Genomic DNA, 24,386 nt, shown 5'->3' with positions numbered 1-24,386 from the left:
TGGCCGTGATCCGGCCAGGGTGAAGGGGGACTTCGTACGTCGGTGGTGCCTCCGGCGGCGACGGCACGGGGACCGCGGAATCCTCCGCGTCCGGTGCCGTGGCGCTCAGAGGTCCTCTCGGGTGCTCTCCTCGTCGGGCGACAGCCACACCTGGGACGCCGCCCGGGGCATGCTGAGCGTGATGTCCTCGACCGCGTCCCGCAACAGGCCCAACGGCCGGGTGACATCGGCGAGTTCGGCGTGCCGCCCCACCAGGGACACCGCGCAGAGGCACGAGCCTGCGACGAGAACGGGCATGCCGACGGCGCTCACGCCCGGGGTGAGCCAGCCGTGCGTCACATGGTGGCCGTCCCTGCGCGCTCCGGCGAGTTCGCGGCGCAGGGCCGCGGCGTCCGGGGTCGCCGCGGTGAACCGTTGCAGCCGCCCCCGCAGGACCTGACGGCGTACCGTCTCGGGCGCCGTCGCCAGCAGCGGGGTGGCGCTGGCCCCCGAGTACAGCGCCAGGACCTGACCCGGCCGCAGCGCCACCGTGCCTGATCCGCTGCGGCGGGTGTCCAGGCAGAGCGCGGCGGTGTGCGCCCGCACGGTCAGCGCCACATCGAGACCGCTGCGCCGCATCAGCCGGGTGAGCACCGGGCGCGCGAGGTCCACCAGGTGCCCGGTCCGGTCGATCGAACGGTCGGCGAGGCGGTCGGTGGGCAGCAGCGCGCCGTCGACCTCGGCGAGGTACCCGGCCTCCTTGAGCAGCCGTACGTAGCGGTAGGCCGACGACGACGGGATGCCGACGGCCGCGATGACCTCCGACACGTCGGCCTGGCCCCGGTCCTGGACGAACTCCAGGATCCGCAGCCCCCGGGTCAGGGAGGACAGTTCGCCCACGGTGGGCCGTTCGATGGTCATGCTCACCTCCGATGCACCTGCTCGCCGCGGCCGGGGGCGCCGGTCAGTCCCTTGCCCGCGTCCCAGACGACGGTGCCACGGCTGAGCGTCAGCGTGACACGGGCGCCGGGCGCGTACGCGTCGTAGGGGGTCCAGCCTGCGCGGGAGTGCAGGGCCGAGCCGTCGATCCGCCAGGTGTCGTCCGGGGTGAGCACCATGATGTCCGCGTCGTGGCCCGGGGCCAGCCTGCCCTTGCGGTGCCCGATGCCGTACCGGTCGGCGGGGTTGCTGGTCAGCGCGGCCACCGCCCGCGAGAACTCCGGCCCGACGCCGAAGCGGCGCAGGCAGGAGCCCAGGGTCGTCGCCACGAGGGTCTCGGTGCCCGGCACCCCCGAGTGGTTGTCCAGGATCCGCTCGTGGTCCTTGAACGCGGTGGGCCACGGGGCGTGATCGGAGGTGACGGCCGTGGCCAGACCCGTGCTGACGGCCTGCCACATGGCGTCGCGGTTCGCCCCGTCGCGCAGCGGAGGGTTGATCTTCAGCCGGCCGCGCGCGCCGCGCATGTCGTCCTCGGTGAAGGTCAGGTAGTGCGGGCACGTCTCGAAGGTGATGTCCACCCCCTGCTGCTGGTACCAGCGCACCAGCTCGGCCGACCGGCCCAGGGACAGATGGCACAGGTGCAGCGCGTTGCCCTGGTGGGCGGCGACCTCCATCGCGGTGAGCACACCGAGCGTCTCCGACACGGGCGGACGGGTCGCGGCGTGCACGGCCGGATCGGTCGACGTACGGTGCCGCTCGTCGGCCAGCAGCGCCTTGATGATCTCGTTGTTCTCCGCGTGTACGCACAGGGTCGAGCCCACGGCGCCGACGGCCTTCATCACGTCCAGCAGCTCGGCGTCGTCGATGCGCGGGAACCGGAACGGGTCGGTGTCGAAGAGCGACACCTTGAACCCCACCACTCCCGCGGCGGCCAGCGCCTCGGCCTCCCGCCACCCTCCGCCGGGCGCGAGGGTACCGAGCAGCGCGACGTCGACGACGGCCTCGTCGGCGACCTTCTCCCGCTTGGCCCCGAGCCGGTCGACCCGGTTGACGGGGCCCGCCTCGTCGAAGGGCATCTCCACGATCGTGGTCACACCTCCGGCGGCGGCGGCCGAGGTCGAGGCCCGCAGCCCCTCACCCGCGTGCGAGTAGGAATGCACGTGGGCGTCCACCGCGCCCGGCAGCACGAAGGCGTCCCCGACGTCGATCCGCCGAGCGGCGGAGGGTTCCGCGGCCGTCCCGGTTCCGACGCCGGCAATGACTCCGCCCGCGACGGCGACCCACCCACGCTCGAATTTCCCGTCCGCGACCGGCACGACCCCGGTAAGGACGATGTCGGCGCGTTCGTGACCCTGTGCCTTTTCCATGGGGTGCAAGGTAGACATCCTGATGGCCGGAGCAGAACACCATTCCCGCGGATCGGGAATCGCATGCGGGACGGCCCTTTCCGAACGCCGTGGCACCCCCCTGACCTGCCTTGCGTGACCTCGATGACTCATGCAGTATGGCGTGCCACCAGCGGTGGGACATCGCTCCCGTACGCCTTACGAATTGCCATTTCCCGGGAATGCGAGCACAGATGAACATGGGCGATCAGTCAATGCGGGAATTCCTCGGCGAGTTGGAACGCCGTGGTGAACTCGTCGATATCGACCGCCCCGTCGACCCTCGCTTCGAACTCGCCAGTGTGCTCGCGCTGTTCGATCGCGGGCCCGCCGTGCGGCTGAACGATGTCGTGGGTTCGGCGCTTCCCGTGGTCGGCAACGTCCTGTCGAGCCGCGCCCGTATCGCCGCCGCGCTGGGCGTGCCGGTCGCGGACGTCCTCGACACGCTGTCGGCCGCGGTCGCCTCCCGGCGCAAGCCCGAGGTGGTGGATGCCGCCCGGTGCCAGGAACGGCGGTTCGCCGCCGACGAGGTATGGGAGCGCGTCCTCGCGCCGACCTATTTCACCGAGGACTCCGGCGGGTACCTGACAGCGGGAATGATCGTCGCCCATGACCCGCGCACCGGCCACCGCAACGCCTCCTACGCCCGGATCAAACCGCTGGGCCCGACGACCGGGTTCGTCGGGATCGCCCCGAACCACCATCTGACCGCGCTCGCCCGCTCCACCGCGGGTGACGGCCTTCCCGTGGCCGTCACCCTGGGCACCCATCCCGCGATCCAGATGGCGGCCTGCTTCTATCTCGGCCTCGGCGACGACGAGTTGGAGCACGCGGCACATCTGCTGGGCGCTCCGGTCAAGGTGGTGCGCGCCACGACGAGCGAGGTGCTCGTGCCCGCCGACGCCGAAGTCGTCATCGAGGGCCTGCTGCACGCGGACCGCCCGGTGCACGAAGGGCTGGTCAGCGAGTACCACGGCATGTACGAGGACTACGGCGACGGGGTGACGCTGGAAGTCACCGCGCTCACCACACGCGCCGACCCTTCGGTCCAGGTGATCCTGCCGGGGCTCGCCGCCGAACACGCCTTCCTCGCCGCGCTGCCGATCGCCGCCGGACTGCGGCATGCGCTGCGCGTGGCCGGCTGCGGGGACACGGATGTCGCGGTGACGCTGTCCGGGGGCGGCCGGGTCGATGTGGTCGTCGCGCTCGCCGCGCACCAGGGCCGCCAGGCCAAGCGCGCGATCTTCGCCTGTTTCGCCTCCGTCAGCATGGTGAAACAGGTGACCGTCGTGGACTCCGACATCGACATCTGGGACGCCGAACACGTCCACTGGGCACGGACCAGCCGGATGCGCTGGGAGCGGGACCTCGTCCTCGTCCCCGACGTCCCGGCCGACCGGAACGTGCCGATGCAGCAGGGCGGCACCGTGACGAAGGTCGGCATGGACGCCACGGCCAAGCCCGGCGACCGCACGCCGGGACACACACTCGCCGTGCCTCCGCGGGAGACCGTGGACCGGGTGCGCCGCTGGCTCAGGAGCGACGGGCTGGAGGCCCGCATGGCCCCGACTCCGGTGCTGTGGAGCCTGCTCGACACCGAGGAGGAACCGCCGGCGGATCTCGGCCGCCGTCAGGACGCGTGATCCGGCCCGCCCTGCGGGCGGCAGCAACGTCGAGGACCGGGCCGGCGCGCCGCCACGGCCCGCGAGAACGGGCCCCGGTCGAGCGTCGGCCGCCCCGGACCTCAGTCGGCGATACCGGTCCGGGCGACCACACGGTCGATACGGCACCGCACGAGGATGGACGACCCGTTCCGCGAGGGAGTCCTGACCATCGCCCGAGCGACCTCGAAGGCCGAACTCAGCTGGCTCGAACGGACGTTGAAGGACCTGACCAGCGCGGCCCCGGCGGCTCCCACCCACTGACGCCCTCCACCCGCATCTGGCCGGAATCGCGCGTTCCGCGGCTGAATCGCCCCAGGTCCGGTAACAAAGACAACAATTAAACAATTATTCGGGATCCTCGCCGCGCGCTCCACGTCTCAGTTCATGGACACAGTCGTCCCACAGGACGAATTCTGAACAAGGAGCCCGCACCATGCGCAGATCACTGTTGCCGAAGAAGCGCCAGGCCGAGGCCGACGGCCGCCGGCGCCTCATCGACTATCCGCGCCGGGGCAGAGCGGGCCTGCGGCGGTGGCTGCCGTCGTGGCGGCTGCAGTTGGGGACCTTCCTGCTGTGCGCGGGCAGCCTGGCCGTGCTGTTCGCCGTCGTGTACGCGCGCATCGACATCCCGGACGAGAACGCGGCGGCCCGCCAGGAGGCCAACGTCTACTACTGGGCGGACGGCAGCCAGATGGTGGCCACGGGTGCGGTGGACCGGCAGCTCGTGCCGCTGGCGAAAATACCCCTGTCCGTACAGCACTCGGTGGTGGCGGCGGAGAACGCGAGCTTCTACAGCGATGCCGGGGTCTCGGTCACCGGCCAGGCGCGTGCGGTCGTCAACATGGTCAAGGGGCAGGACACCCAGGGCGGCTCGACGATCACCCAGCAGTACGTGAAGAACACCTACCTGTCGCGGCAGCAGACCTACACCCGCAAGTTCAAGGAATTCTTCATCGCGCTGAAGCTGAGCCGCCACAAATCCAAGGACGACATCCTGCAGGGGTATCTCAACACCAGCTGGTTCGGGCGCGGGGCGTACGGCATCCAGGCCGCCGCAGGCGCGTACTACGGCGTCCCCGCCAAGGATCTCGACCCCAGCCAGGCCGCGATGCTGGCGGCGCTGCTGAAGGGCTCGGAACAGTTCGATCCCACGCTCAGCGCGGCGAACCACAAGCGCGCCGTCGCGCGGTGGGGCTGGATCCTGGACCGGCAGGTCACGTTGGGCATGATGAGCCCGGCCGAGCGCGCCACGTACCGGACCTTCCCGGAGCCCAAGCGGGAGTCCCGGTCGACCAGCATGTCCGGCCAGACCGGCTACCTCGTCGGCGTGGCCAACGGCTACCTCAAGAAACGCATCGGTCTCGACGACAAGGCCCTCGCACTCGGCGGCTACCAGATCCACACCACGTTCGAGAAGGACAAGGTGGAGCGGTTGCGGCAGGCCGTCGAGGAGGTCACCGGCCACGGCCTGGCCCCCAAAAAACGTGCCGCCGACCGTTACGTAGAGGTGGGTGCGGCCTCCGTCCGGCCCGAGGACGGGGCCATCGTCGCCCTCTACGGTGGCGCCGACGCCACCCAGCACTTCACCGACAACGCCGACACCACCGGAGTCCCGGTCGGCTCGGCGTTCAAGCCCTTCGCCCTCGCCGCCTACTACCAGGGCATGCTGGCCGGCGGGCCGCACACCCTCCGCGTCTACCCGGCGATTCCCGACCCGAAGACCCTGGAGCACGCCCTGGTGACCTCGGCCCACGCGCCGTTCGTCCAGCTCGGCAAGTCCATAGGATGGAAGCAGGTCAGGGACACGGCCGTACAGACCGGGTTGCTCCGGAGCAGCATGGCTCCGCTGGAACAGACCTTCCCCACCGGCACCTCGACGCCCAGCGCCATCCGCATGGCCGACGCCTACGCGACCTTCGCCAACTACGGGACGCAGAGCGACCCGTACTCGGTGACCCGGGTCCTCAAGGGCCGGAAGACCCTCGACGGCCTCGACCGTCCCCGCTCCCGCCGCGTCCTCCAGCCGAAGACGGTGGCCGTCGTCAACCAGACACTCCAGGACGTGGCCCGCACCACCGGCGCCAAGAGCGTCGTCCCCGACGTGGCGTCCATCGCCACCGGCACGAGCGACCGCACCAAGTCGGCCTGGTTCGTCGGCTACACCAAGGAGCTGTCCACCGCCGTCACGCTCTTCCGCAACAAGCCCGGCCGGCCTCAACTCCTGCCCCTCCAGGGCGTGGGCGGCGCCGACTCCGAGCGGGGCAACGTCTTCCCGCCGCGGATCTGGGCCCGGTTCATGGGCGGCTCCGCCCACTTCACCCTGAACCGCACCGGGCACGGCGAGCGGGAACGGCCCGGCCGTCCCGGACCCACCGGATAGGCACCCGCAGCCGCACCCGTACCCGTACCCGTACCCCGCATCAAGGTTCGGTCCGGTGTTTGCCATGAGCATCCCAAGGATTCATCCCCAGGCAAAGCGTTCGATATCAATGAACGCCCGCTCTTGCTCTGCGCACGCCCCCCGGATGGGATCACGGCAACCGCTCCGCCCGGCTCCGCTCCATACAAGGAGAAGTCATGCGCATAGCCAGACCCCGGTCTCGCGCCGGAATCAGAACGGCCGGGGCCACCGCCCTCGTTGCCGCCGCGATGACAGTCGCCCCCCTGAGCAGCACCACCGTGTCCGCGCACGCGGCACCGCAGACCAGGGCGGTCCCGGCGGTAGCAGGTCACCGGCTGGTCAGCGGGGTGAGCAGCCCGCTGCCCATCGAGCAGTGCCAGGCGCAGTGGAAGATCGCCTGCTACAGCCCGGTCCAGTACCGCCAGGCGTACGACCTCGACGCGCTGTACAAGTCCGGCGTCACCGGCAAGGGCCGCACGATCGTCATCGTCGACTCGTTCGGCTCGCCGACCATCCAGCACGACCTGGACGTCTACAGCGGGCAGTTCGGGATGAAGAGCACCCAGGTGCAGGTCAAGAAGTGGGGCCACGTCCCCGCGTTCGACCCGACGAACGCCGACATGACCGGCTGGGCCGGCGAGACGACGCTCGACGTGGAGATGGCCCACGCCGTCGCCCCCGACGCCAAGATCGTGCTCGTCGAGACCGGGGTCGCGGAGACCGAGGGCGTCACCGGTCTGCCGGAGATGATGTCCGCCGAGAAGGACCTCATCGACCACGGCGTCGGCGATGTGATCACGCAGAGCTTCGGCGCCACGGAGAACACCTTCCCCGGCTTCGACAAGGGCGACTTCTCCAGCATCGGCAAGCTGCGTTACGCGTTCGAGGACGCGGCCGCGCACGGCGTGACCGTCCTGGCCTCGTCCGGTGACGGCGGCGCCACCGACAGCACGGCGGACGGCAACGGCTACTACACCGAGCGCGTCAACTCCTGGCCCTCGTCCGACCCGTTGGTGACGTCGATCGGCGGCACCCAGCTGCACCTGGACGACAAGGGCGACCGCACCTCGCCGGACAGTGTGTACAACGACTACGGCGCGGGTGGCGGCGGCCAGTCGCACGTCTTCACCCGCCCCGCGTACCAGAACGGCGTGAAGAACGTCGTCGGCGCCCGCCGCGGCACCCCGGACATCTCGATGGCCGCCGCGGTCGACGGCGGTGCCTGGGTGTACTCCAGCTACGACCCGACGGCCGTCGGCTGGGACGTCTACGGCGGAACGAGCGAGGCCAGCCCCCTGTTCTCGGGCATCATCGCCCTCGCCGACCAGGCCGCGGGCCACCGGGTGGGAGACATCCACAAGGCGCTGTACACCCTGGTCCACCGCAAGTCGTCCGGCATCGTGGACGTCAACGACGGCACGGACAACAGCTATGCGGGGGTGACCGGTTACCCCGCCGTCAACGGCTACGACATGGCCACCGGCGTCGGCACGATCGACGCGGCCCGCTTCGTCCGGTCCCTCGCCCACGCGAGCCACCGCGGCTGACCACCGCACCGCGCCGGATCCCGGCGCACCTCTCCCCACAGCCGTACGGGCTCCGCACAGCCGGGCCCGTACGGCTGTGCGGCGTCGGCTCGCACCCGCGCCGCACGAGAGGCCTGATCACGCGCAAGGCCGGATCGCGCGCAAGGCCGGGCCACGCGCATGGCCGGGCCACGCGCAAGGCCGCATCGCACGCCCATGCCGCATCGCACGCCCATGCCGGATCGCACGCACATGCCGGATCGCGCGCACATGCCGGAGAAATGTGCCGGAGAACAGCGGTTCGCGGGTCCCTGATCAGCCCTTCGGTAGGTCTTTGCACCGTTCCGCACCAAACATGAGCCCCGTCCGCTCTGCGTCGGTGAGGTGCGTCTCCCCGGGGCGCCGGCCCCGTCACCGTGGCCTAGGGTGGGCGGCTGCGAACCGCTGCTTCCCCCGCTGACGCTCGCGACTTCGCCCCCCTCACCTGGGCGGGAACGGTCCGGGAGCGTCCGACCCGTCCGATTGCGATCTGCTCTTGATAAGACCCAACGGCTTCCGGCCAGGCCTATGAAGATCCCCCGGCCTGGATTCCGCGCGTCGTCCTCCCCCCAGGTCCCGGCGGAAGAAGCGGAAGAACACGCCGCCTGGACCGCACCGGTGCAGGAGCCCCCGGCCCCACCGGCGTTCGACGAACCCGCCGAAGTGGAGCCCCCTTCCGAGCTGCTGACCCCCGAAGAGATCCAGCTGATCCGCGCCAGTGTCGCGGCCGTCGCACCGCTGGCGGGGGACGTGACGGTGTACTTCTACACCATCCTGTTCACCCGCTACCCGCAGGTCAGAGACCTGTTCCCGGCCAATATGGACGTACAGCGGGACCGGCTGCTGCGTGGTCTGCTGCGGATCGTGGACCTGGTCGACGATCCCGGGAACCTGGTGCACTTCTGCACCCGGCTGGGCCGTGACCACCGCAAGTTCGGCGCCCTGCGCGACCACTACCCCGCGGTCGGCGCCTGCCTTCTCGACTCCCTGGCCCGGTACGCGGGCGCCGCCTGGAGCGACGCGACAGCCGCCGCCTGGACGCGCGCGTACACCGCCGTCGCCGACGTGATGGCCCAGGCCGCCGAGGACGACGCACAACTGCGCCCGGCCGTCTGGTCGGCCGAGATCGTCCGCCATGTGCCCCTGGGGTACGGCATCGCCGAGATCACCGTGCGCACCCACGGCCACTACCCGTACGCGGCCGGCCAGTACGTGAGCATGGAGACGCCCTGGCAGCCCAGGTCCTGGCGCTACTACTCGCCCTGTCACGCCCCGCGGCCCGACTCCTCCCTCACCTTTCACGTCCGGGCCGTGGACGGCGGACTCGTCAGCCCCGCGCTGGTCCACCACGCCCGGCCCGGCGACATCGTCCACCTGGGGCCGCCGCAGGGCGACATGATCCTGGACCCTGGGGCCACTCACGACCTGGTGCTGGTGGCCGGCGGAACCGGTCTGGCCCCCATCCGCGCCCTGGTGGAACAGGCCGCCATCAACGGCACCGAACGCTACGTGTCCGTGTTCGTCGGTGCCCGCACCGGCGAGGAACTGTACGGCCTCGACGACATGCTCAGGATGGCCCAGCGCCACCACTGGCTGTCGGTCCGTGCGGCCGTGTCCCACCAGCGCATCCCCGGACGCGAGGGCATGCTCCCCGACGTGCTGCGGGAGTTCGGCCCCTGGTACCAGCACGAGGCGTTCCTCTCCGGCCCGGTCCCCATGGTGACGGCGGCCGTCCAGGTCCTGCTGGACCAGGGGGTGCCCGCGGCTCGTATCCACTACGACCCGCTGGAGGGTGTTCCGGCCCTGGAATCCACCCCGCTCCCCGTACCACCCGACGAAAGGCGCCCGATACCGTGAACACCCCGCACCACGACGGCTCCCACTCGTTCGGCGAGCGTCGTCTGCAGCAGCAACTCGGCACCACCGCACGCGCCGACGACTTCTACGACCGGCAGGTACGCGCCGAACTCACCCCGCAGATGCGCGAGTTCATCGCCCGACAGCCCATGGTCTTCCTCTCCACGGCCGACGCCCGGGGCAACTGCGACACCAGTTTCCGCGCCGGACCGCCCGGTTTCGTGCAGACGCTGGACGAACGCACCCTCATCTACCCGGAATACCGCGGGAACGGTGTCCTGGCCAGCGCCGGCAACATCTCCGAGAACCCTCATATCGGCCTGCTGTTCATGGACTTCAGCGACGACCACGTCGGACTCCACGTCAACGGGGCCGCCCGGCTGCGCGCCGCCGAGGACCAGCAGCCCGGCCTCGACCTGCTGTCCGCGCCCGCCGCGGCCGGTCGCACTCCGCAGATGTGGATCCACATCACCGTCCACGAGGCCTACATCCACTGCTCCAAGCACATCCCCCACCTGGTGCCGGCGCCCCGCGACCGCAACTCGGCCCGCAACCGGCCCAAGGACGCGGAGTACTTCACGGAGACCGCCCGTCAGGCCGTGGGCCCGGCAGGCCGGTGAGGCGGTGACCCGCTGACGTACCTACCACGCACGACCGGGCCGTACGACCGGTGGCGCATCACCTCGGTCCTCCGGTACCGGTGCGCGGTACCGGAGGATGAGGTGCCGTCACGGCCCCCGCTCATAACTTCGGTGGCATGACCATTCTCATTGCCGACCCCGACGTGGTCGCCGTGCCCGTCGTGGACGAGGGCGAAGCGCTGGTGGACCTGGCCGGGCTCGGCCTCGCCTGTACGGCCGGGCGGGACCGGCGGAGCCGACAGGTGCGTTCCGGTGTCGCCGCCCGCCTGGTGGCCGCACAGGCCGCGCTGCCCGACGGGCTGCGCCTGCTCGTGGTGGAGGGGGCGCGTTCGGCGCAGGCCCAGGCGGAGACCGTCGCGGCCTACACCCGGCAGCTGCGCATCGACTTCCCCGGGGAGGCCGAGGAGGAGATACAGCGGCTCAGCACCCGGTACGTCGCACCCGTCGCGTACGCACCGCACGTCGCCGGGGCCGCGGTGGACCTCACCCTGGCCGATGCCGTCGGGCGCCCGCTGTGGATGGGCACCGAGGTCGACGCCACCCCGGAACAGAGCGACGGGGCCTGCGCCTTCGCGTCGGAGGGCATCGACGCCGAGGCGCGCGCCCGCCGCGACGTGATGGCAGCGGCGCTGTCGGGGGCCGGTCTGGTGAACTACCCCACCGAGTGGTGGCACTGGAGCTACGGCGACCGCTACTGGGCCTTGACGACCGGCGCCCCGTACGCCCTCTACGGCCCGGTCGAGAGAACGTCGTGACGCTGCGCGAGGAGCAGCGGCGGGCCCTGCTCACCGTGGACCTGGCCGCCGTCACCGCCAACACGGGCGTGTTCCGCGCCCGTACCCGGGCCGAGTTGATGGCCGTGGTCAAGGCGGACGGCTTCGGTCACGGCGCTGTCGACGTGGCGCACAGCGCGCTGGCCGGTGGCGCCTCCCGGCTCGGGGTGACCTCGATCGACGAGGCCCTCGAACTGCGGGCGGCGGGCCTCACCGCGCCGGTGCTGAGCTGGCTGAATCCGGTGGACGCCGACTGGGAGGCCGCGCTGCGCGCCGACGTCGAACTCGCCGTGCCCGGCGCCGGACACCTGGCGCGGATCACGGCCGCGGCGCGGGCCTCGGGGCGGTGCGCCGCGGTACATCTGCACGCCGATGTCGGCATGGCACGGGACGGCGCCGAACCGGCCGCCTGGGAGCCGTTGTGCGCCGCGGCCCGGGAGGCGGAGCGGCAGGGCGTCGTCGATGTCGTCGGCGTCATGGGGCACTTGGGCTGCGCAGACTCCCCGGAGGACACGCACAACCGCGCGGGACGCCTGCGCTTCCTCGACGCGGTGTCCGCCGCCCGGCGGCAGGGGCTCCACCCCCGGCACCGCCATCTCGCCGCCACGGCAGCCACGTTGACCGACCCGTCGAGCCATTTCGACCTGTGCCGGATCGGCGCCGGGCTCATCGGGATCGACCCGTCGGGCAGCGCCAGGCTGCGCCCCGCGCTGACGCTGACCGCGCCGGTCGTGAGCGTCCGCGACGTACCGGCCGGCACCCCGGTGGGCTACGGGCACACCCACACCACCGCGTACCGGACCCGGCTCGCGCTGATCCCGGCCGGTTACGCCGACGGCGTCCCGCGCTCGGTCGCCGGGCGCGCGTGGGTGCAGGTGCGCGGCCGGCGCTGCCCGGTCGTGGGCCGGGTGTCGATGGACCAGACCGTCGTGGACGTCGGCGCGGATCCGGTGGCGCCCGGCGAGGTCGTCACCCTGTTCGGCCCCGGCCTCGACGGCGAGCCCACGGCCGCCGACTGGGCGCGGTGGGCGGGGACCATCGAGCACGAGATCGTCACCGGCATCGGCTCCCGGGTCGGGCGGCGCGTCGCGCTCGGCACCCGGCCGCAGGCCGTGCCGGTCTGCGCGTGAACAGCCGGAGCGACGCGTGACCAGCCGGAGCGAACAGAGCACGCAGAACACACCGAGCGTTCAGAACACGCAGAGCGCCCAGAACACACAGAGCGTTCAGAACACGCAGAGCAGGAAGCAGAGGAACACGACCGTGCCCGAGACGGCGAACGGCCCCCTGGCCAACCACCAGTCCGCAGCGAACGGACCCGCAGCGGCGGATGCGGGCGTACGGGCGCGCACCGCCCCCGCCCCGCGGACCCGCGTCGCCGTCATCGGCGGCGGGCGCAACTGCGAGCACGAGGTCGGGCTCGCCACGGCCGCTTCGGTCGTCGCGTCGCTCGACCCGGACACCTTCGAGGCCGTACAGCTGACCATCGGCCGGGACGGCAGCTGGTCGGGCCCCGACGGCAAGGCCTTCCCCGCCGGTCTCGGCGAGGCGCTGGCGACGATCGCGGACTGCGACGTCGTGTTCCCCGCCGTGCACGGCCCGTTCGGCGAGGACGGCACGCTCGCCGCGCTGTGCGAGCTGGCGTGCGTCCCCTACGTGGGCTCCCCGGTCGGCGCCGGAGCGCTGGCCATGGACAAGTGGGCCACCAAGCTCGTCGCCGAGGCCCTGGGGCTGCGCACCGCGCGGGCCGTCCTGGTCACCTCTGCGGCCGACCCGGTCACGTCGGCCATGCCGGTCGTGGTCAAACCGGTCAGCGCCGGATCGAGCCACGGGGTCACCCGGGTCGACGACCCCGCCCAGCTGGCGGAGGCGGTCTCCCGGGCGCTCCGGCTGGACAGCCGGGTGCTGGTGGAGGAGTTCGTCGAGGGCCGCGAGATCGACATCGCGGTGCTCGACGCGGGGAACGGCGGCCGGACGGTCGGTCCGCCGCTGGAGATCGTCGTCGGGTCCGGGGCGCTCTTCGACACCGACAGCAAGTACGACGGCACGGCCGACTTCCGGCTGCCCGCCCTGATCTCGGAGACCGAGCGGGCGCGCCTCGAATCGGCGTCGCTCGCCCTGTTCGACGCACTCGGCTGCGCCGGGGTCGCCCGCTTCGACTTCTTCCTCGGCAGCGACGGCGAACTCGTACTCAACGAGGTGAACACCATGCCCGGCATGACCGCGGAGTCCCAGGTGCCCCGGATGTTCTCCTCCGTCGGGCTGCCCTACCCCGAGCTGCTGAACGTGCTGGTCAACGGCGCGCTGCACCGTCACGGGCGCGAGCGCCGGGCGGGATGAGAGTCCGGAATCCGGTGCGCGGGGGCCTCACCGGGGTCCGGGGCGCCTCGAAAGGCACGACGGTATCGTGGCGAAACGCCCCGGACGCCGCCACCGTCCGTACCCGGCGGGGCCACGCTCCCCCGTACCGCATCGGAGGCCCCGACATGGCCACGCACGCACCGGTCTCCGCCCGGCCGCCGGAACCCACGCACACACCGGTCTCCGCCCGGCCGCCGGCACCCACGCACACACCGGTCTCCGCCCGGCCGACCGCCGCCAGGTCCTGTCCGGCAGAGCCGGGCGACGCGGCGGTCCGACCGTGAGGGCGATGGATTTCCGCGGTCCCGCCCGGCCCGTCTGGCTCGATCTCGCGCCGGGAGCCGCCGTGGCCGCGCTCGGGCTCGCCGCCACCGTCACGTCCCACGGAGACACGGCCGGTTTCCCCAGCAAGGCGGTCGTCGCGCTCGGCATGGGCGCCGCCGTCGCCCTCTACCGGATCGGACCGGCCTGGGCGCTCGCGCTCGTCTGGCTGACCGCCGGTGTGCAGGTGGCCAACCGCTCGGACGTCGCACTGGTGCAGCTCGGTGCCGTGGTGGTGGCGTACGGCATCGCCCGGCACGGACGGACCGGCACGGTGTGGGCGGGCGGGATCTCCATCCCGGTGGGCGCCGTCTGCGCCGTCGTCTACGTCCACGTGAGCGGCCCGGTCGGAGTCGAGTTCAACCTGTCGCCGTTCACCTGGTACGCGCCCTCGCTGGGCTCGATCGACAGATACCTGTCGGTGATGGCGCCGCTGACCGTTCCGTACATGATCGGCCTGCTGCTGCGGGTCGACGCCCGCTACCGCACCTCACTGGCCAGCAGGGAGCAGGCCGAGGCCCAGGCGCTGCGGGCCGAGGAGATCGCGGAACTGCGGGCCCAGCAGACCCGCCTGGCCCACGACGTGCACGATGTGGTCGGGCACTCGCTGACCGTCATCCTGGCGCAGGCCGACTCCGCGCAGTCCCTCGGCGACGAGGACGTGGCCCGCATCCGGGAAGCCATGGCGACGATCTCGGCGACCGCGCGGCGCTCGCTGGGGGACGTACGGCACGTGCTGTCGGCGGAGCCGGGAGCGCCCTCGCAGTCGAGCAGCACCATGGAGAGTCTGATCGAAGGGGTCAGGGGCGGTGGCCACGACATACGCAGCGACGTCCAGGGGGCGTCCCGGCCGCTGCCCCCCGAACTCGACACCGTCGCCTGCCGGGTGCTCCAGGAGATGCTCACGAACGCGCTCAAGCACGGCAGCAGTTCGGCGCCCATCACCGTGCTGCGCGCCTGGGGGTCGGACGAGCTGCGGATCGAGGTCGGCAACGCCGTCGCCGGCCGCCCCGCCCGGTCCATGGCGGGCATCGGCCTGACGGGAATGCGGCGCCGCCTCGAAGCCGTCGGCGGGCGGCTGCGGACACTGCGCAAGGACGACGGAAACGGCGGAATGGTGTTCACCGTGACCGCACGGATGCCCGTGGGGCAACGGGGAGGAAGCACATGACGCAGCCCATCCGGGTACTGCTCGTCGACGACCAGGAACTCTTCAGGTCCGGCGTCGCCATCAGCATCGACACCCAGCCCGACCTGGAGGTCGTCGGAGAGGCCGGGAACGGTGCCCAGGCCGTACGGATGGTCGAGGAGACCCGGCCCGACGTCGTCCTCATGGACATCCGGATGCCCGAGATGGACGGCGTCGAGGCGACCCGGCTCATCTGCGCGCCCGAGGCCGCGGCCCGCCGCTCCCGGCCGGTGCGGGTCATCGTGCTGACCACCTTCAACCTGGACGACCGGGCCGCCACCGCGATCCGCCACGGCGCGAGCGGGTTCCTGCTGAAGGACGCCACCCCCGACTTCCTGCGGGCCGCCGTCCGTACGGTGCACGCCGGGAACGCGGTCCTGCTCCCCGACGACCTCCAGACCCTGCTGGACGGCGGGCTCGGCCGCCGCCGTCCGCTGCCCGCCGAGTACGGCACGCTGACCGAGAAAGAACGCGAGATCCTCGAAGCGGTCGCCCGGGGGCTGAGCAACGCCGAGATCGCCGAGGAGGTCTTCCTCAGCGAGTCGACGGTGAAGACCCATGTCGGGGGCATCCTGCGCAAGCTGCGCCTGCGCGACCGCGTGCAGGTCGTGGTCTTCGCGCACGACCACGGGCTGCGCAGGAGCTGATCCGCCGGCGCCGGCCGCGGCTGACCGCCCGTCCCGCAGACGCTGACGCACCCGCACCCGCACCCGCACCCGCACCACCCTGCGGCCAGGCTGCCTCACTGCGTCACTGCGTCACTGCCTCGCTGCCTCAGTGCCTCAGTGCCTCAGTGCCTCAGTGCCTCAGTGCCTCACGGGGAGATTTATCGTCGCACACCGAATAGTTCGGTTACCGATGTAACCTGAAGACATGAACCACTGTCCCGCGCAGGCGACGGCATGACCTCCCGGACGCGATTCCGCCCGGCGCACGCCCCCGCCTGGCCCGCCGTCCTGGTACGGGAACGGGCGCGGCCCGAGCGGATCCGCAACCGCCCGGGTGCCTGGTGGCTCGCGGTGATCACGGTCTGTTTCGGCGCGTTCATGGGGCAGCTGGACGCCAGCATCGTCACCCTCACCTACACCAGCCTGAGCAGGCAGTTCGACGCCTCGCTGGCGGCCGTCGAGTGGGTCTCGCTGGCCTATCTGCTGACGCTCGTCGCCCTGCTCGTACCGGTCGGGCGGCTCTCCGACGCCCACGGCCGCAAGCTGTTCTACCTCTACGGCTTCGTGGTCTTCACCGCCGCGTCGGCCGCCTGCGGGCTGGCGCCGTCGCTGGGTGTACTCGTCGCGTTCCGGGTGGTGCAGGCCGCGGGCGCGGCCATGATGCAGGCCAACAGCGTGGCCCTGGTGGCGGGCAGCGCACCGCGGGCGAAGATGCGGACCGCGCTGGGCGTGCAGGCCGCCGCGCAGGCGCTCGGCCTCGCGCTGGGTCCGACGGTGGGCGGGCTGCTGGTCTCGACGCTGGGCTGGCGCTGGGTCTTCGGCATCAACGTGCCCATCGGGGTGATCGCCCTGGTCGCGGGCCACTACCTGCTGCCGCGCACCCGCAACCGCCGACGGACCGCCGGGTTCGACTGGCCCGGTCTCGCGCTGCTGGGCACCTCCACGACCGCGCTGCTGCTGGGCATCTCCGCGGCTTCGGGCCTGCCGGTTCCGGGCTGGGCGGTGGTGGCGCTGTTCGTGGTGGCCGCGGCGACGGGCTGGGGTTTCGTACGGCGACAGCGCCGGGCCGCGACACCCCTGCTGGATCTGGAGCTGCTCCGGGTACGGGCCGTCTCGTCCGGCCTGCTGGGCGCGTTGTGCGGGTACCTGGTGCTGTTCGGCCCGCTGGCGCTGGTCCCGATCGTGCTGACCGCGTCCGGCTCGTCGGAGGTGACCGCCGGGGCCGTACTGACGGCGCTGCCCGCCGGGTTCGCCCTGGCGGCGACCGGCGCCGACCGGGTCCTGCCCGGCGCCGTCACCAACCGGGGCCGCTGCACCCTGGGGGCCCTGGTGTGCACGGCGGCGCTGGCCGCGATGCTCGTACTCCCGCTGACCGTGGGCGTGCTGGTGCCGCTGCTCGCCCTGCTCGGGCTGGGCCTCGGCACCTTCACCCCGGCCAACAACACCCTGATCATGGGCGCGATACCGGCCAGTTCCTCCGGCACCGGAGGCGGTCTGGTCAACATGGCCCGCGGCCTGGGCACCGCACTGGGTGTCGCCCTGGTCGCTCTCGCCCTGCATCTCGCCCCGTCGGGCGGTCACCTGAGCGGGCCGCGCTGGGCCGTACTCGTCCTGCTGGCCGCGTCCGCAGCCGCGGTGCTCGCCGCCCGGCTCGGCCCCGGCCCCGGGAACGGCCGCGGGGACGGCCCCGGGAACGGCCGCGGGGACGGCCCCGGGAACGGCCGCGGGGACGGCCCCGGGGACGGCCGCGGGGACGGTGACGCCTCCGCGTCACGGTGACGGACCGCGTACGGCCGACGCCTGTCCCGTCTCACGCAGCGTTGTCGTTGTCTACAGGTGACCTTGTTGGATTCGCAGCTGGTCTCACGCTCCGTTGCCGCCTCCAGTCGACGAGAAGTCTGGCGTCTCAGATGACGTTGCCGCTAAGGCAGCTTTGTCTCTGTGGATGTTGTCGTTGATCTTGCGGTGTCTCACGTTCCGTTCCCCCTCAAGAGCGGTTTGAGCCCGCTTCGGGCTCTGACAGCCGCTTGCCTGTGGCTTCCTCGGATCAGTACGGATACGTCTCGTTGCAGTGGGTGGGCTGATGGATGTCGTAGTGGCCGAGCCGGCTGAGTTCGACGTCGCGTACGTCGATGAGGGCCTGGTACGTCGTCGCGAATCGCTCGCGGCGTGCTGGACATTGGGCTTCGAGAAGCTGCGGCCGGTTCGGCCGGAGCCATTGCGCCAACTGCGGCAACGAACTGAAGGCCCGAAATTCGAGGACGCGGTTCTGCTCAACCGCATGCAGATCACGCAACTGGAGGCTCGAACAGCACCAGCGCGCACTCAGCGATCCCTCGTCCTCCATGCAAAAGGTGGAGTGCCCGGCATGCGGCGTCACCTGGACGAGCGGCAACGACCGACGTCAAGACGCTCGCTACTGCTCAGCCCGCTGTCGGCAAGCCGCTTACCGCCAGCGCACGGCGCTCCACGACGACTACTGAGGGGTCCGACACCTACAGCATCCTCACCCTGAAGACTTCAGCACCGGCGGCGGTTGAGCACGCCGATGAGAGTGGCCAGGTCAGCGGCGCCCGCCGGGTCGTCCGCGTAGCGGATTGTTTGGAGAGGGCCGACCTCCGAAAGGACTATGTCCTCGCAGGCCAGGACGTGGACCAAGGTCAGCAGGGCCGAGCGGGCATTGCCGTCGGTGAAAGGATGGAAGAACGCCACGTCGAGGTACACGCGGGCCGCGCGGGCCGCCAGCGGGAGACCCTGGTCGGTCGCCTCGCGCAGGTAGGCGGCGAAGTCAGCCTGGGTCCGTGAGGTCAGGCCGTAGCGCTCGCGGCCGGCCTTCGCATAGGCGTCCGCCGCACGGAATGGCGCCTCCACCCCGCCGAGGACCTCGCGCTGCCAGCTGGCCAGGAGGGCGAAATCCAGCGGGGCGCGGCGTGCGGCATCGGCGCAGGCCAGAGTGTGGGCGGCGAGCAGGCGCTCGGCGCGGACGGCGTCGCGCTGGCGGACTGGCCCTTCGCACCACGCCCGGAACCCATCGCGCACAGTCAACCCCCGCCGCAGGGCGGGTGCTTGCTGCCAGTCGGTCTCGCGGCGCACGCGCAGCCAGGTCGAAAGGCTGTCAGTAGCGGTCATGGAGATCCTCCAGGGCCGCCCGCTCACGCTGGTCCCGATAGGGGGCATGGCCGGTCAGGCCGACGGCGAGGTCCTCGCCGACAGATTCGATCAGCGTCCGTCCAGGGGCGACCCAGCTCTTGAACCGGCCGCCGATCGCACTCTCCACCGCCTGCTCAGCCTCGGCCTGCCCCATGCCGGTGGTGGTGAGGAACCAGCGCAGGACCCGCGCGGCCTGCCCGTGCCAACCGCCTTCGGCTCCCGAGTCCAGCGCGAGTGTCACGAGCCGGACGCAGGCCCGCTCCAGATGCCAGCTGCGATCCTCGGGAGAGGCTTCTGGTGGCGGCGCCAGCTCCGCGAAGCGCTGAGCCATCCTCTCCAACCACTCCCGCCACTCCAACAGCGCGGCCACGACGCTTGCCGCGGTCTCATCGGGGGTCGTCACCGAGCTTGCCCCGGTGACCCAGCTGCCAATGGGCCCGCCGTACCGGTAGCACCAGTTCCATCCCTGAGCCCAGTTCCCGTACCGCTCCCTGATGATCGCGTCCACCTGGCTTGCACACCAGTACTCGCCCTCCCAGTGGCCCCTCATGCCGGAGAGCACGGGTGGCACCCACTCGCGCACCAGCGCGCGAAGACGGGCTTCCTCGTCGTCGTCCCAGGTGAACGGGTGACGGTCCGGGTCGAGACCCTCCCAGTGGTGCATGCCCTGATCAGGGGCTCGGGGCACGAGGTTCTCGGGGAAGGGCAAGGTGTCTCGGTTGTACGTCAGTGCTGGCCGCTCTTCCGTCCGCTGTGATGGGCTCATCAGTCTCGGCTCACAGACCCCGAGTTGGCGAACGATTTTCCGAGCCGGAACCAGCCCAGTACCCGACAACACGCCGAGAGTCGCAGCAACCGACAACGTCAACTGAGACACACGCCGCGAAGTACATCTGAGAGGCAACGGCATCTGAGACTTCCACCTGAACCCATCTCACATGCCGTTGCATCCGCGCAGGTCACGGCCTTGCTCATGAGCAAGATCGAATGAGACGGGACAACGCCGTCAGACAGGCGGCACGACCGGACGAACTGCCGGACCGGCTGCTGGACCGGCTGCCGGACCGACTTCCCGCCGGGCATAGGCGGGCCGCCCGGTGAGCAGCCGCTGGACCAGGAAGCCGGCCGCGAGCGTCAGCGCCCCGGCCACGGCGTCCGCGACGAAGTGGTTGGCCGTGGCGAGGATGACGGTGAACGTCGCCAGCGGATACACGACACCGAGGACCCTGACCCACGCGCGGCGGGCCAGGAAGGCCAGCGCGACACCGGACCAGGCGGACCAGATGATGTGCACCGAGGGCATCGCGGCGTACTGGTTGGAGAGCGACGCCACATCACCGGAGGCCCAGGACCCCCAGGTGTGGTGCTTGACCACGGTGTCGATGAACCCCTGCCCGGCGAGGAAGCGCGGCGGTGCCAGCGCGAAGAACACGAACCCGGCGAGGGCGAACAGCGTGGCCGCGTACAGCGCGGTGCGTGCGGAGCGGTAGTGGCCGGGGTGGCGGACGTAGAGCCAGACCAGGACACCGATGGTCACGATGAAGTGCAGCGTGGCGTAGTAGTAGTTCATCCCCACGATCAGCCACGTGACGTGATCGGCCGCGTGGTTGACCGTGCGTTCGATGTCGATGTGCAGCAGGCGCTCGGTGTCGAAGATCTCGTGCGCCCGGTGCAGCGCGGCCCCGCGGTGCGTGGGCACCGCGTTGCGGGAGAGGGTGTACGCCCAGTAGCCGATCGCGGTGAAGGCCAGCTCCAGCCAGAGGAGGGGGCGACCCGACGGGCGCAGCCGGGCGGGCAGCAGCGGTCCCAGCCGCCGTCCCGCACGGCCCGCGGTCGCCGCTGTCGTGCTGATCGTCACCGTTCCTCCGCCCCCTCGGCCCCGGCCCCGGCCGCATCGCTGCCCTCCGGGGATCCGTCCGAGGGTCCGCCCCCAGACCCGTCCGCAGACCCGTCGGTCCCTTCCCGGGATTCCCCCGAAGGCCCCTCCGAGCCGTCCGACGGCCTGTCCGAACCACCCGACGGCCTGTCCGAACCGTCCGGGGATCCGTCCGGGGATCCGTCCGGGGATCCGTCCGGGGATCCGTCCGGGGATCCGTCCGGGGATCCGTCCGGCTGCGCGCGCCTGGTGGCGTACAGATAGATCAGCGCGCCGACGAACAGCCCGGCCGACACCCAGTCGTTGAGCCGCAGCCCCAGGAAGTGGTTGGCGTGGTCGACGCGCAGCGCCTCGATCCAGGCACGGCCCGCCGTGTACGCGAGGACGTACGTGGCGAACAGCCGCCCCCGGCGCACCCGGTAGCGCCGGTCCAGCCAGAGCAGCAGCGCCATCACGCCCAGGTCCCACAGCGACTCGTACAGGAACGTCGGATGGTAGAACGCCACGTCGGGGCTGCCCGCCGGGCGGTGGGCCGGGTCGATGAGCAGCTTCCACGGCAGGTTGGTGGGGCTGCCGAACAGCTCCTGGTTGAAGTAGTTGCCCCACCGGCCCATCGCCTGGGCCAGTACGAGACCGGGGGCAGCGGCGTCCGCGAAGTCCGCCAGCCTCACACCGCGTCTGCGGCAGCCGATCCAGGCGCCGACCGCTCCCAGCGCGACGGCGCCCGGGATGCCGAGCCCGCCGTCCCACACGTACAGCGCCCTGATGGGCTGCTTCCCGGCGGTGAAGTACAGCTCCGGGTCGGTGATCACGTGGTAGAGCCGCCCGCCGACCAGGCCGAAGGGCACGGCCCACAGCGCGATGTCGGCGATGTCGTCGCGATTGCCGCCGCGCGCCTCCCAGCGCCGGCCGGTCAGCCACACCGCGGCGAAGATGCCCGCGATGATGCACAGCGCGTACGCGCGGATCGGCACCGGCCCGAGGTGCCAGACCCCTTGGGACGGACTGGGAATGTACGCCAACATCATGAGGTCACCACTCACACGGTGCGATTCCGGCGACGGCTCCCGGAAGGACCTGCCCGACATTACATCGGACACCGAAGCATTAGGGACGGTGTCCGGTAACTACGCCACCCCCGTACGAGGCGGACGGCATCCGGCACGACACCACCCCCTACGAGGCAGAACGGTGTCCCGGCACGACACCACCCCCTACGAGGCAGAACGGTATCCGGCACGACGCCACCCCCGCCCGCACACCGGCCCGTCTAATCTGACCCCATGCCGCCGCAGCCCCGCAGCCAAGCCTCCGGCCCCACTCCCGGGGACGACGTCCCGGACGCCCGCCTCCTGACCGAGGCCGTCACCCGGCTACGACGCGCGCTCCGGGCCTCGATCCGCACCGACTACCCCTGGGAAACCCTCCCCATGGCGCAGGTCGAGCTTCTCCAGGTCCTCGCCGAGCACTCCCCGACCCGGATCAGCGACGTCGCGGCCCGGCAGCGCCTGGCCAACAGCACGGTCAGCGGTCTCGTCGGACAGATGATCACCAGTGGGCTGGTCGCCCGCGCGGTGGACCCCGAGGACCGCCGCGCCTCCGTCGTCACCCTGACCACCGCGGGCCGCGACCAGCTGAAAGCCTGGACCGACGCCCACGAGCGCCGCCTGGCAACGGCCCTCGCGACCCTGGACGGCCCGGACCGCGCGGCGGTCGGGGCGGCACTGCCCGCGCTGCTGCGCATCGCCGAGCAGCTGGACGACAGCGGCACCTGACCGCCGCCCGTCCCTGCGCTCCTCGCACCGACCGCCGGTACCGGCCCGGTGGTCCTTTGCCGCACACTGATAGTTCAGACGGACAAGGGACTGGTGGCGAGGGTGCAGACGTACGGGACTGCTACGGACAACGAGAGCGGCCCGGCTCGGGCGGAGTCGGCGGCTCCGGGGTCGACGGCTTCAGAGGCGACGGCTTCGGAGACGACGGCGGCTCCAGGAACAGCAGGGGCCCCCGCGGCTGCCGCTCCGGGTACGCCTGCGGGGGAGGCCGCCCGTCGGCGTACCTTCGCCGTGATCAGCCACCCCGACGCGGGAAAGTCGACCCTCACCGAGGCCCTGGCCCTGCACGCGCACGCCATCACCGAGGCGGGCGCGGTGCACGGCAAATCGGGCCGGCGGGCCGTCGCGTCCGACTGGATGGAGATGGAGAAGGCCCGAGGTATCTCGGTGACCTCGGCGGTGCTCCAGTTCGACCACCGCGGCCGGGTGCTCAATCTTCTCGACACCCCGGGCCACGCGGACTTCTCCGAGGACACCTACCGGGTGCTGGCGGCGGTGGACTGCGCGGTCATGCTCATCGACGCCGCCAAGGGCCTGGAGGAGCAGACCCGCAAGCTCTTCGACGTCTGCCGCCACCGCAGGATCCCGGTGATCACCTTCGTCAACAAGTGGGACCGCCCCGGCCGGGAGGCCCTGGAGCTGCTGGACGAGATCCAGCGCGAGTTCGGGCTGCGTCCGACGCCGGTCATCTGGCCGGTCGGCACCGCCGGTGACATGCGCGGCCTGGTCGACGCCCGCGAGCCGGACCGGATGCTGCGCTACACCCGTACCCCCGGCGGCGCCCACCAGGCCGTCGAGGAGATGATCCCGGCGGAGCGGGCCGCGGCCGAGGAGGGCGAGTACTGGGAGCAGGCCTCCGAGGAACTGCAGCTCCTCCAGCTGGAAGGTGCCGAGTTCGACCGGGACTCGTTCCTGGCCGGCACGTCCACCCCGGTCTTCTTCGGCGCCGCGGTCTCCAACATCGGCGTACGACTGCTGCTCGACGCCCTCGTCGACCTCGCCCCGGCCCCGGGCGCCCGCGAGCTGGAGGGCGGCGGCACCCGCCCGGTCGACGCGCCCTTCTCCGGGCTCGTCTTCAAGGTCCAGGCGAACATGGACCCCTCCCACCGGGACCGGATCGCGTTCCTGCGCGTGTGCTCGGGCACCTTCGAACGCGGCGAGACCGTCACCCGCGCCGCCACCGGCAAACCGTTCGCGACCAAGTACGCGCACAGCATCTTCGGCCAGGACCGCTCCATGGTCGACACCGCGTACCCCGGCGACGTGGTCGGCCTGGGCAACGCGGCGGCGCTCCGCGTGGGCGACACCCTGTACGACGGCCCGTCCGCCCAGTTCCCCCCGATGCCGACCTTCGCCCCCGAGCACTTCGCGGTCGTACGCCCGGTCGACATCAGCCGCTCCAAGCAGTTCCGGCGCGGTATCGCACAGCTGGACGAGGAGGGCGTGGTCCAGGTCCTGACCTCGGACATGCGCGGCGAGCAGTCACCGGTACTGGCCGCGGTGGGCCCCATGCAGTTCGACGTGGTGACCCACCGCATGGCCAACGAGTTCTCCTCCCCGGTGCGCCTGGAGTTCCTCCCGTACCACCTGGCCCGCTCCACGGACGCCGCCGGCGGCGAAGCCCTGAACGGCGCCCGCCTGGTCCAGGGCGAGGCCCTGACCCGAGTCCGCGACAAGGAGGTCCTGGCCCTGTTCCCGGACCGCTGGCAGGCGAACTCCTTCGTACGGGCCTTCCCGAACGCCCGGCTGGAACACCTGCTGGCGGCACACGACTGAGGGAGC

General features: G+C 71.5%; 20 protein-coding genes and 1 pseudogene. 14 read left to right on the top strand and 7 right to left on the bottom strand.

The window, feature by feature from the left end:
• Nucleotides 1-105 precede the first annotated feature (105 nt).
• Together NBY69_RS20535 and NBY69_RS20530 are read right to left on the bottom strand one after the other, a co-directional pair.
• Nucleotides 106-900 (bottom strand): IclR family transcriptional regulator, encoded by a 795-nt coding sequence (locus tag NBY69_RS20535; protein WP_250302505.1) that lies wholly within the window; start codon nucleotides 898-900, stop codon nucleotides 106-108.
• 2 nt (nucleotides 901-902) lie between these two features.
• Nucleotides 903-2,285: a dihydroorotase family protein gene (locus tag NBY69_RS20530; RefSeq protein WP_250302504.1), complete on the bottom strand. Its 1,383-nt coding sequence runs from the start codon at nucleotides 2,283-2,285 to the stop codon at nucleotides 903-905.
• A gap of 218 nt (nucleotides 2,286-2,503) precedes the next feature.
• Here NBY69_RS20530 and NBY69_RS20525 point away from each other — a divergent pair, with 218 nt between their 5' ends.
• From NBY69_RS20525 to NBY69_RS20470, 12 genes and pseudogenes are all read left to right on the top strand, one after another.
• On the top strand, nucleotides 2,504-3,946 hold the full coding sequence (locus tag NBY69_RS20525; protein ID WP_250302503.1) for a UbiD family decarboxylase: 1,443 nt from the start codon (nucleotides 2,504-2,506) through the stop codon (nucleotides 3,944-3,946).
• Nucleotides 3,947-4,102: 156 nt separating this feature from the next.
• A pseudogene (locus tag NBY69_RS20520) lies at nucleotides 4,103-4,228 on the top strand (PadR family transcriptional regulator); the annotation flags it as partial.
• A 172-nt stretch (nucleotides 4,229-4,400) separates the two neighbouring features.
• Nucleotides 4,401-6,347, top strand: coding sequence for a transglycosylase domain-containing protein (locus NBY69_RS20515; RefSeq protein WP_250302502.1), 1,947 nt, complete (start codon nucleotides 4,401-4,403; stop codon nucleotides 6,345-6,347).
• A gap of 197 nt (nucleotides 6,348-6,544) precedes the next feature.
• Nucleotides 6,545-7,915: a S8 family serine peptidase gene (locus NBY69_RS20510; RefSeq protein ID WP_250302501.1), complete on the top strand. Its 1,371-nt coding sequence runs from the start codon at nucleotides 6,545-6,547 to the stop codon at nucleotides 7,913-7,915.
• Between the two features lie 636 nt (nucleotides 7,916-8,551).
• Nucleotides 8,552-9,790 (top strand): globin domain-containing protein, encoded by a 1,239-nt coding sequence (locus tag NBY69_RS20505; protein WP_250302500.1) that lies wholly within the window; start codon nucleotides 8,552-8,554, stop codon nucleotides 9,788-9,790.
• The gene (locus NBY69_RS20500) at nucleotides 9,787-10,410 is read left to right on the top strand and encodes a pyridoxamine 5'-phosphate oxidase family protein (protein ID WP_250302499.1); all 624 of its coding nucleotides are present in this window, start codon (nucleotides 9,787-9,789) and stop codon (nucleotides 10,408-10,410) included. Before NBY69_RS20505 ends, NBY69_RS20500 begins: the two co-directional genes overlap by 4 nt.
• 137 nt (nucleotides 10,411-10,547) lie before the next feature.
• Nucleotides 10,548-11,186: a M15 family metallopeptidase gene (locus tag NBY69_RS20495; protein ID WP_250302498.1), complete on the top strand. Its 639-nt coding sequence runs from the start codon at nucleotides 10,548-10,550 to the stop codon at nucleotides 11,184-11,186.
• On the top strand, nucleotides 11,183-12,334 hold the full coding sequence (alr, locus tag NBY69_RS20490; RefSeq protein WP_250302497.1) for an alanine racemase: 1,152 nt from the start codon (nucleotides 11,183-11,185) through the stop codon (nucleotides 12,332-12,334). Before NBY69_RS20495 ends, alr begins: the two co-directional genes overlap by 4 nt.
• A gap of 133 nt (nucleotides 12,335-12,467) precedes the next feature.
• Entirely contained in the window at nucleotides 12,468-13,544 is a 1,077-nt protein-coding gene (locus NBY69_RS20485; RefSeq protein ID WP_250302496.1) for a D-alanine--D-alanine ligase family protein, read from the top strand.
• Between the two features lie 310 nt (nucleotides 13,545-13,854).
• Nucleotides 13,855-15,057 carry a sensor histidine kinase gene (locus tag NBY69_RS20480; RefSeq protein WP_250302495.1) on the top strand — a complete coding sequence of 401 codons (1,203 nt, stop codon included), beginning with the start codon at nucleotides 13,855-13,857 and terminating at the stop codon, nucleotides 15,055-15,057.
• A complete protein-coding gene (locus tag NBY69_RS20475; RefSeq protein WP_250302494.1) occupies nucleotides 15,054-15,722 on the top strand; it encodes a response regulator transcription factor in 669 nt (222 codons plus the stop codon). Before NBY69_RS20480 ends, NBY69_RS20475 begins: the two co-directional genes overlap by 4 nt.
• Before the next feature lie 255 nt (nucleotides 15,723-15,977).
• The gene (locus tag NBY69_RS20470) at nucleotides 15,978-17,522 is read left to right on the top strand and encodes an MFS transporter (protein ID WP_250302493.1); all 1,545 of its coding nucleotides are present in this window, start codon (nucleotides 15,978-15,980) and stop codon (nucleotides 17,520-17,522) included.
• A gap of 268 nt (nucleotides 17,523-17,790) precedes the next feature.
• On the opposite strand, the gene NBY69_RS20465 is transcribed toward NBY69_RS20470, so the two are convergent.
• The 5 genes from NBY69_RS20465 to lgt form a co-directional block, all read right to left on the bottom strand.
• Nucleotides 17,791-18,090, bottom strand: a complete 300-nt coding sequence (locus NBY69_RS20465; protein WP_250302492.1) for a hypothetical protein — start codon at nucleotides 18,088-18,090, stop codon at nucleotides 17,791-17,793.
• Nucleotides 18,091-18,263: 173 nt separating this feature from the next.
• Nucleotides 18,264-18,872 carry a Fic family protein gene (locus NBY69_RS20460; protein ID WP_250302491.1) on the bottom strand — a complete coding sequence of 203 codons (609 nt, stop codon included), beginning with the start codon at nucleotides 18,870-18,872 and terminating at the stop codon, nucleotides 18,264-18,266.
• Nucleotides 18,859-19,557 carry a hypothetical protein gene (locus NBY69_RS20455; protein WP_250302490.1) on the bottom strand — a complete coding sequence of 233 codons (699 nt, stop codon included), beginning with the start codon at nucleotides 19,555-19,557 and terminating at the stop codon, nucleotides 18,859-18,861. The genes NBY69_RS20460 and NBY69_RS20455 overlap by 14 nt, the downstream gene beginning before the upstream one ends.
• Nucleotides 19,558-19,899: 342 nt before the next feature.
• Nucleotides 19,900-20,745 carry a phosphatase PAP2 family protein gene (locus NBY69_RS20450; protein WP_374211310.1) on the bottom strand — a complete coding sequence of 282 codons (846 nt, stop codon included), beginning with the start codon at nucleotides 20,743-20,745 and terminating at the stop codon, nucleotides 19,900-19,902.
• Nucleotides 20,746-20,747: 2 nt separating this feature from the next.
• Nucleotides 20,748-21,797 (bottom strand): prolipoprotein diacylglyceryl transferase, encoded by a 1,050-nt coding sequence (gene lgt, locus NBY69_RS20445; RefSeq protein ID WP_250302488.1) that lies wholly within the window; start codon nucleotides 21,795-21,797, stop codon nucleotides 20,748-20,750.
• A gap of 255 nt (nucleotides 21,798-22,052) precedes the next feature.
• Between lgt and NBY69_RS20440 the strand changes: the two genes are divergently transcribed.
• Nucleotides 22,053-22,544, top strand: coding sequence for a MarR family winged helix-turn-helix transcriptional regulator (locus NBY69_RS20440; RefSeq protein WP_250302487.1), 492 nt, complete (start codon nucleotides 22,053-22,055; stop codon nucleotides 22,542-22,544).
• Between the two features lie 48 nt (nucleotides 22,545-22,592).
• On the top strand, nucleotides 22,593-24,380 hold the full coding sequence (locus NBY69_RS20435) for a peptide chain release factor 3 (RefSeq protein ID WP_308409492.1): 1,788 nt from the start codon (nucleotides 22,593-22,595) through the stop codon (nucleotides 24,378-24,380).
• Nucleotides 24,381-24,386 lie beyond the last annotated feature (6 nt).

The sequence above is a fragment of the Streptomyces sp. A 4/2 genome (assembly GCF_940670765.1).
Classification (GTDB): Bacteria; Actinomycetota; Actinomycetes; order Streptomycetales; family Streptomycetaceae; genus Streptomyces.
The sequence above is the reverse complement of the archived record's forward strand: the minus strand, read 5'-3'. Positions and strand labels throughout refer to the sequence as shown.

Coding starts and splice junctions, on each gene's coding strand:
- NBY69_RS20530 (WP_250302504.1), bottom strand. CDS start 2,285: ATGGAAAAGGCACAGGGTCACGAACGCGCCGACATCGTCCTTACCGGG.
- NBY69_RS20510 (WP_250302501.1), top strand. CDS start 6,545: ATGCGCATAGCCAGACCCCGGTCTCGCGCCGGAATCAGAACGGCCGGG.
- lgt (WP_250302488.1), bottom strand. CDS start 21,797: ATGATGTTGGCGTACATTCCCAGTCCGTCCCAAGGGGTCTGGCACCTC.
- NBY69_RS20495 (WP_250302498.1), top strand. CDS start 10,548: ATGACCATTCTCATTGCCGACCCCGACGTGGTCGCCGTGCCCGTCGTG.
- NBY69_RS20470 (WP_250302493.1), top strand. CDS start 15,978: ATGACCTCCCGGACGCGATTCCGCCCGGCGCACGCCCCCGCCTGGCCC.
- NBY69_RS20440 (WP_250302487.1), top strand. CDS start 22,053: ATGCCGCCGCAGCCCCGCAGCCAAGCCTCCGGCCCCACTCCCGGGGAC.
- NBY69_RS20480 (WP_250302495.1), top strand. CDS start 13,855: ATGGATTTCCGCGGTCCCGCCCGGCCCGTCTGGCTCGATCTCGCGCCG.
- NBY69_RS20460 (WP_250302491.1), bottom strand. CDS start 18,872: ATGACCGCTACTGACAGCCTTTCGACCTGGCTGCGCGTGCGCCGCGAG.
- NBY69_RS20475 (WP_250302494.1), top strand. CDS start 15,054: ATGACGCAGCCCATCCGGGTACTGCTCGTCGACGACCAGGAACTCTTC.
- NBY69_RS20535 (WP_250302505.1), bottom strand. CDS start 900: ATGACCATCGAACGGCCCACCGTGGGCGAACTGTCCTCCCTGACCCGG.
- NBY69_RS20465 (WP_250302492.1), bottom strand. CDS start 18,090: ATGGAGGACGAGGGATCGCTGAGTGCGCGCTGGTGCTGTTCGAGCCTC.
- NBY69_RS20515 (WP_250302502.1), top strand. CDS start 4,401: ATGCGCAGATCACTGTTGCCGAAGAAGCGCCAGGCCGAGGCCGACGGC.
- NBY69_RS20455 (WP_250302490.1), bottom strand. CDS start 19,557: ATGCACCACTGGGAGGGTCTCGACCCGGACCGTCACCCGTTCACCTGG.
- NBY69_RS20525 (WP_250302503.1), top strand. CDS start 2,504: ATGGGCGATCAGTCAATGCGGGAATTCCTCGGCGAGTTGGAACGCCGT.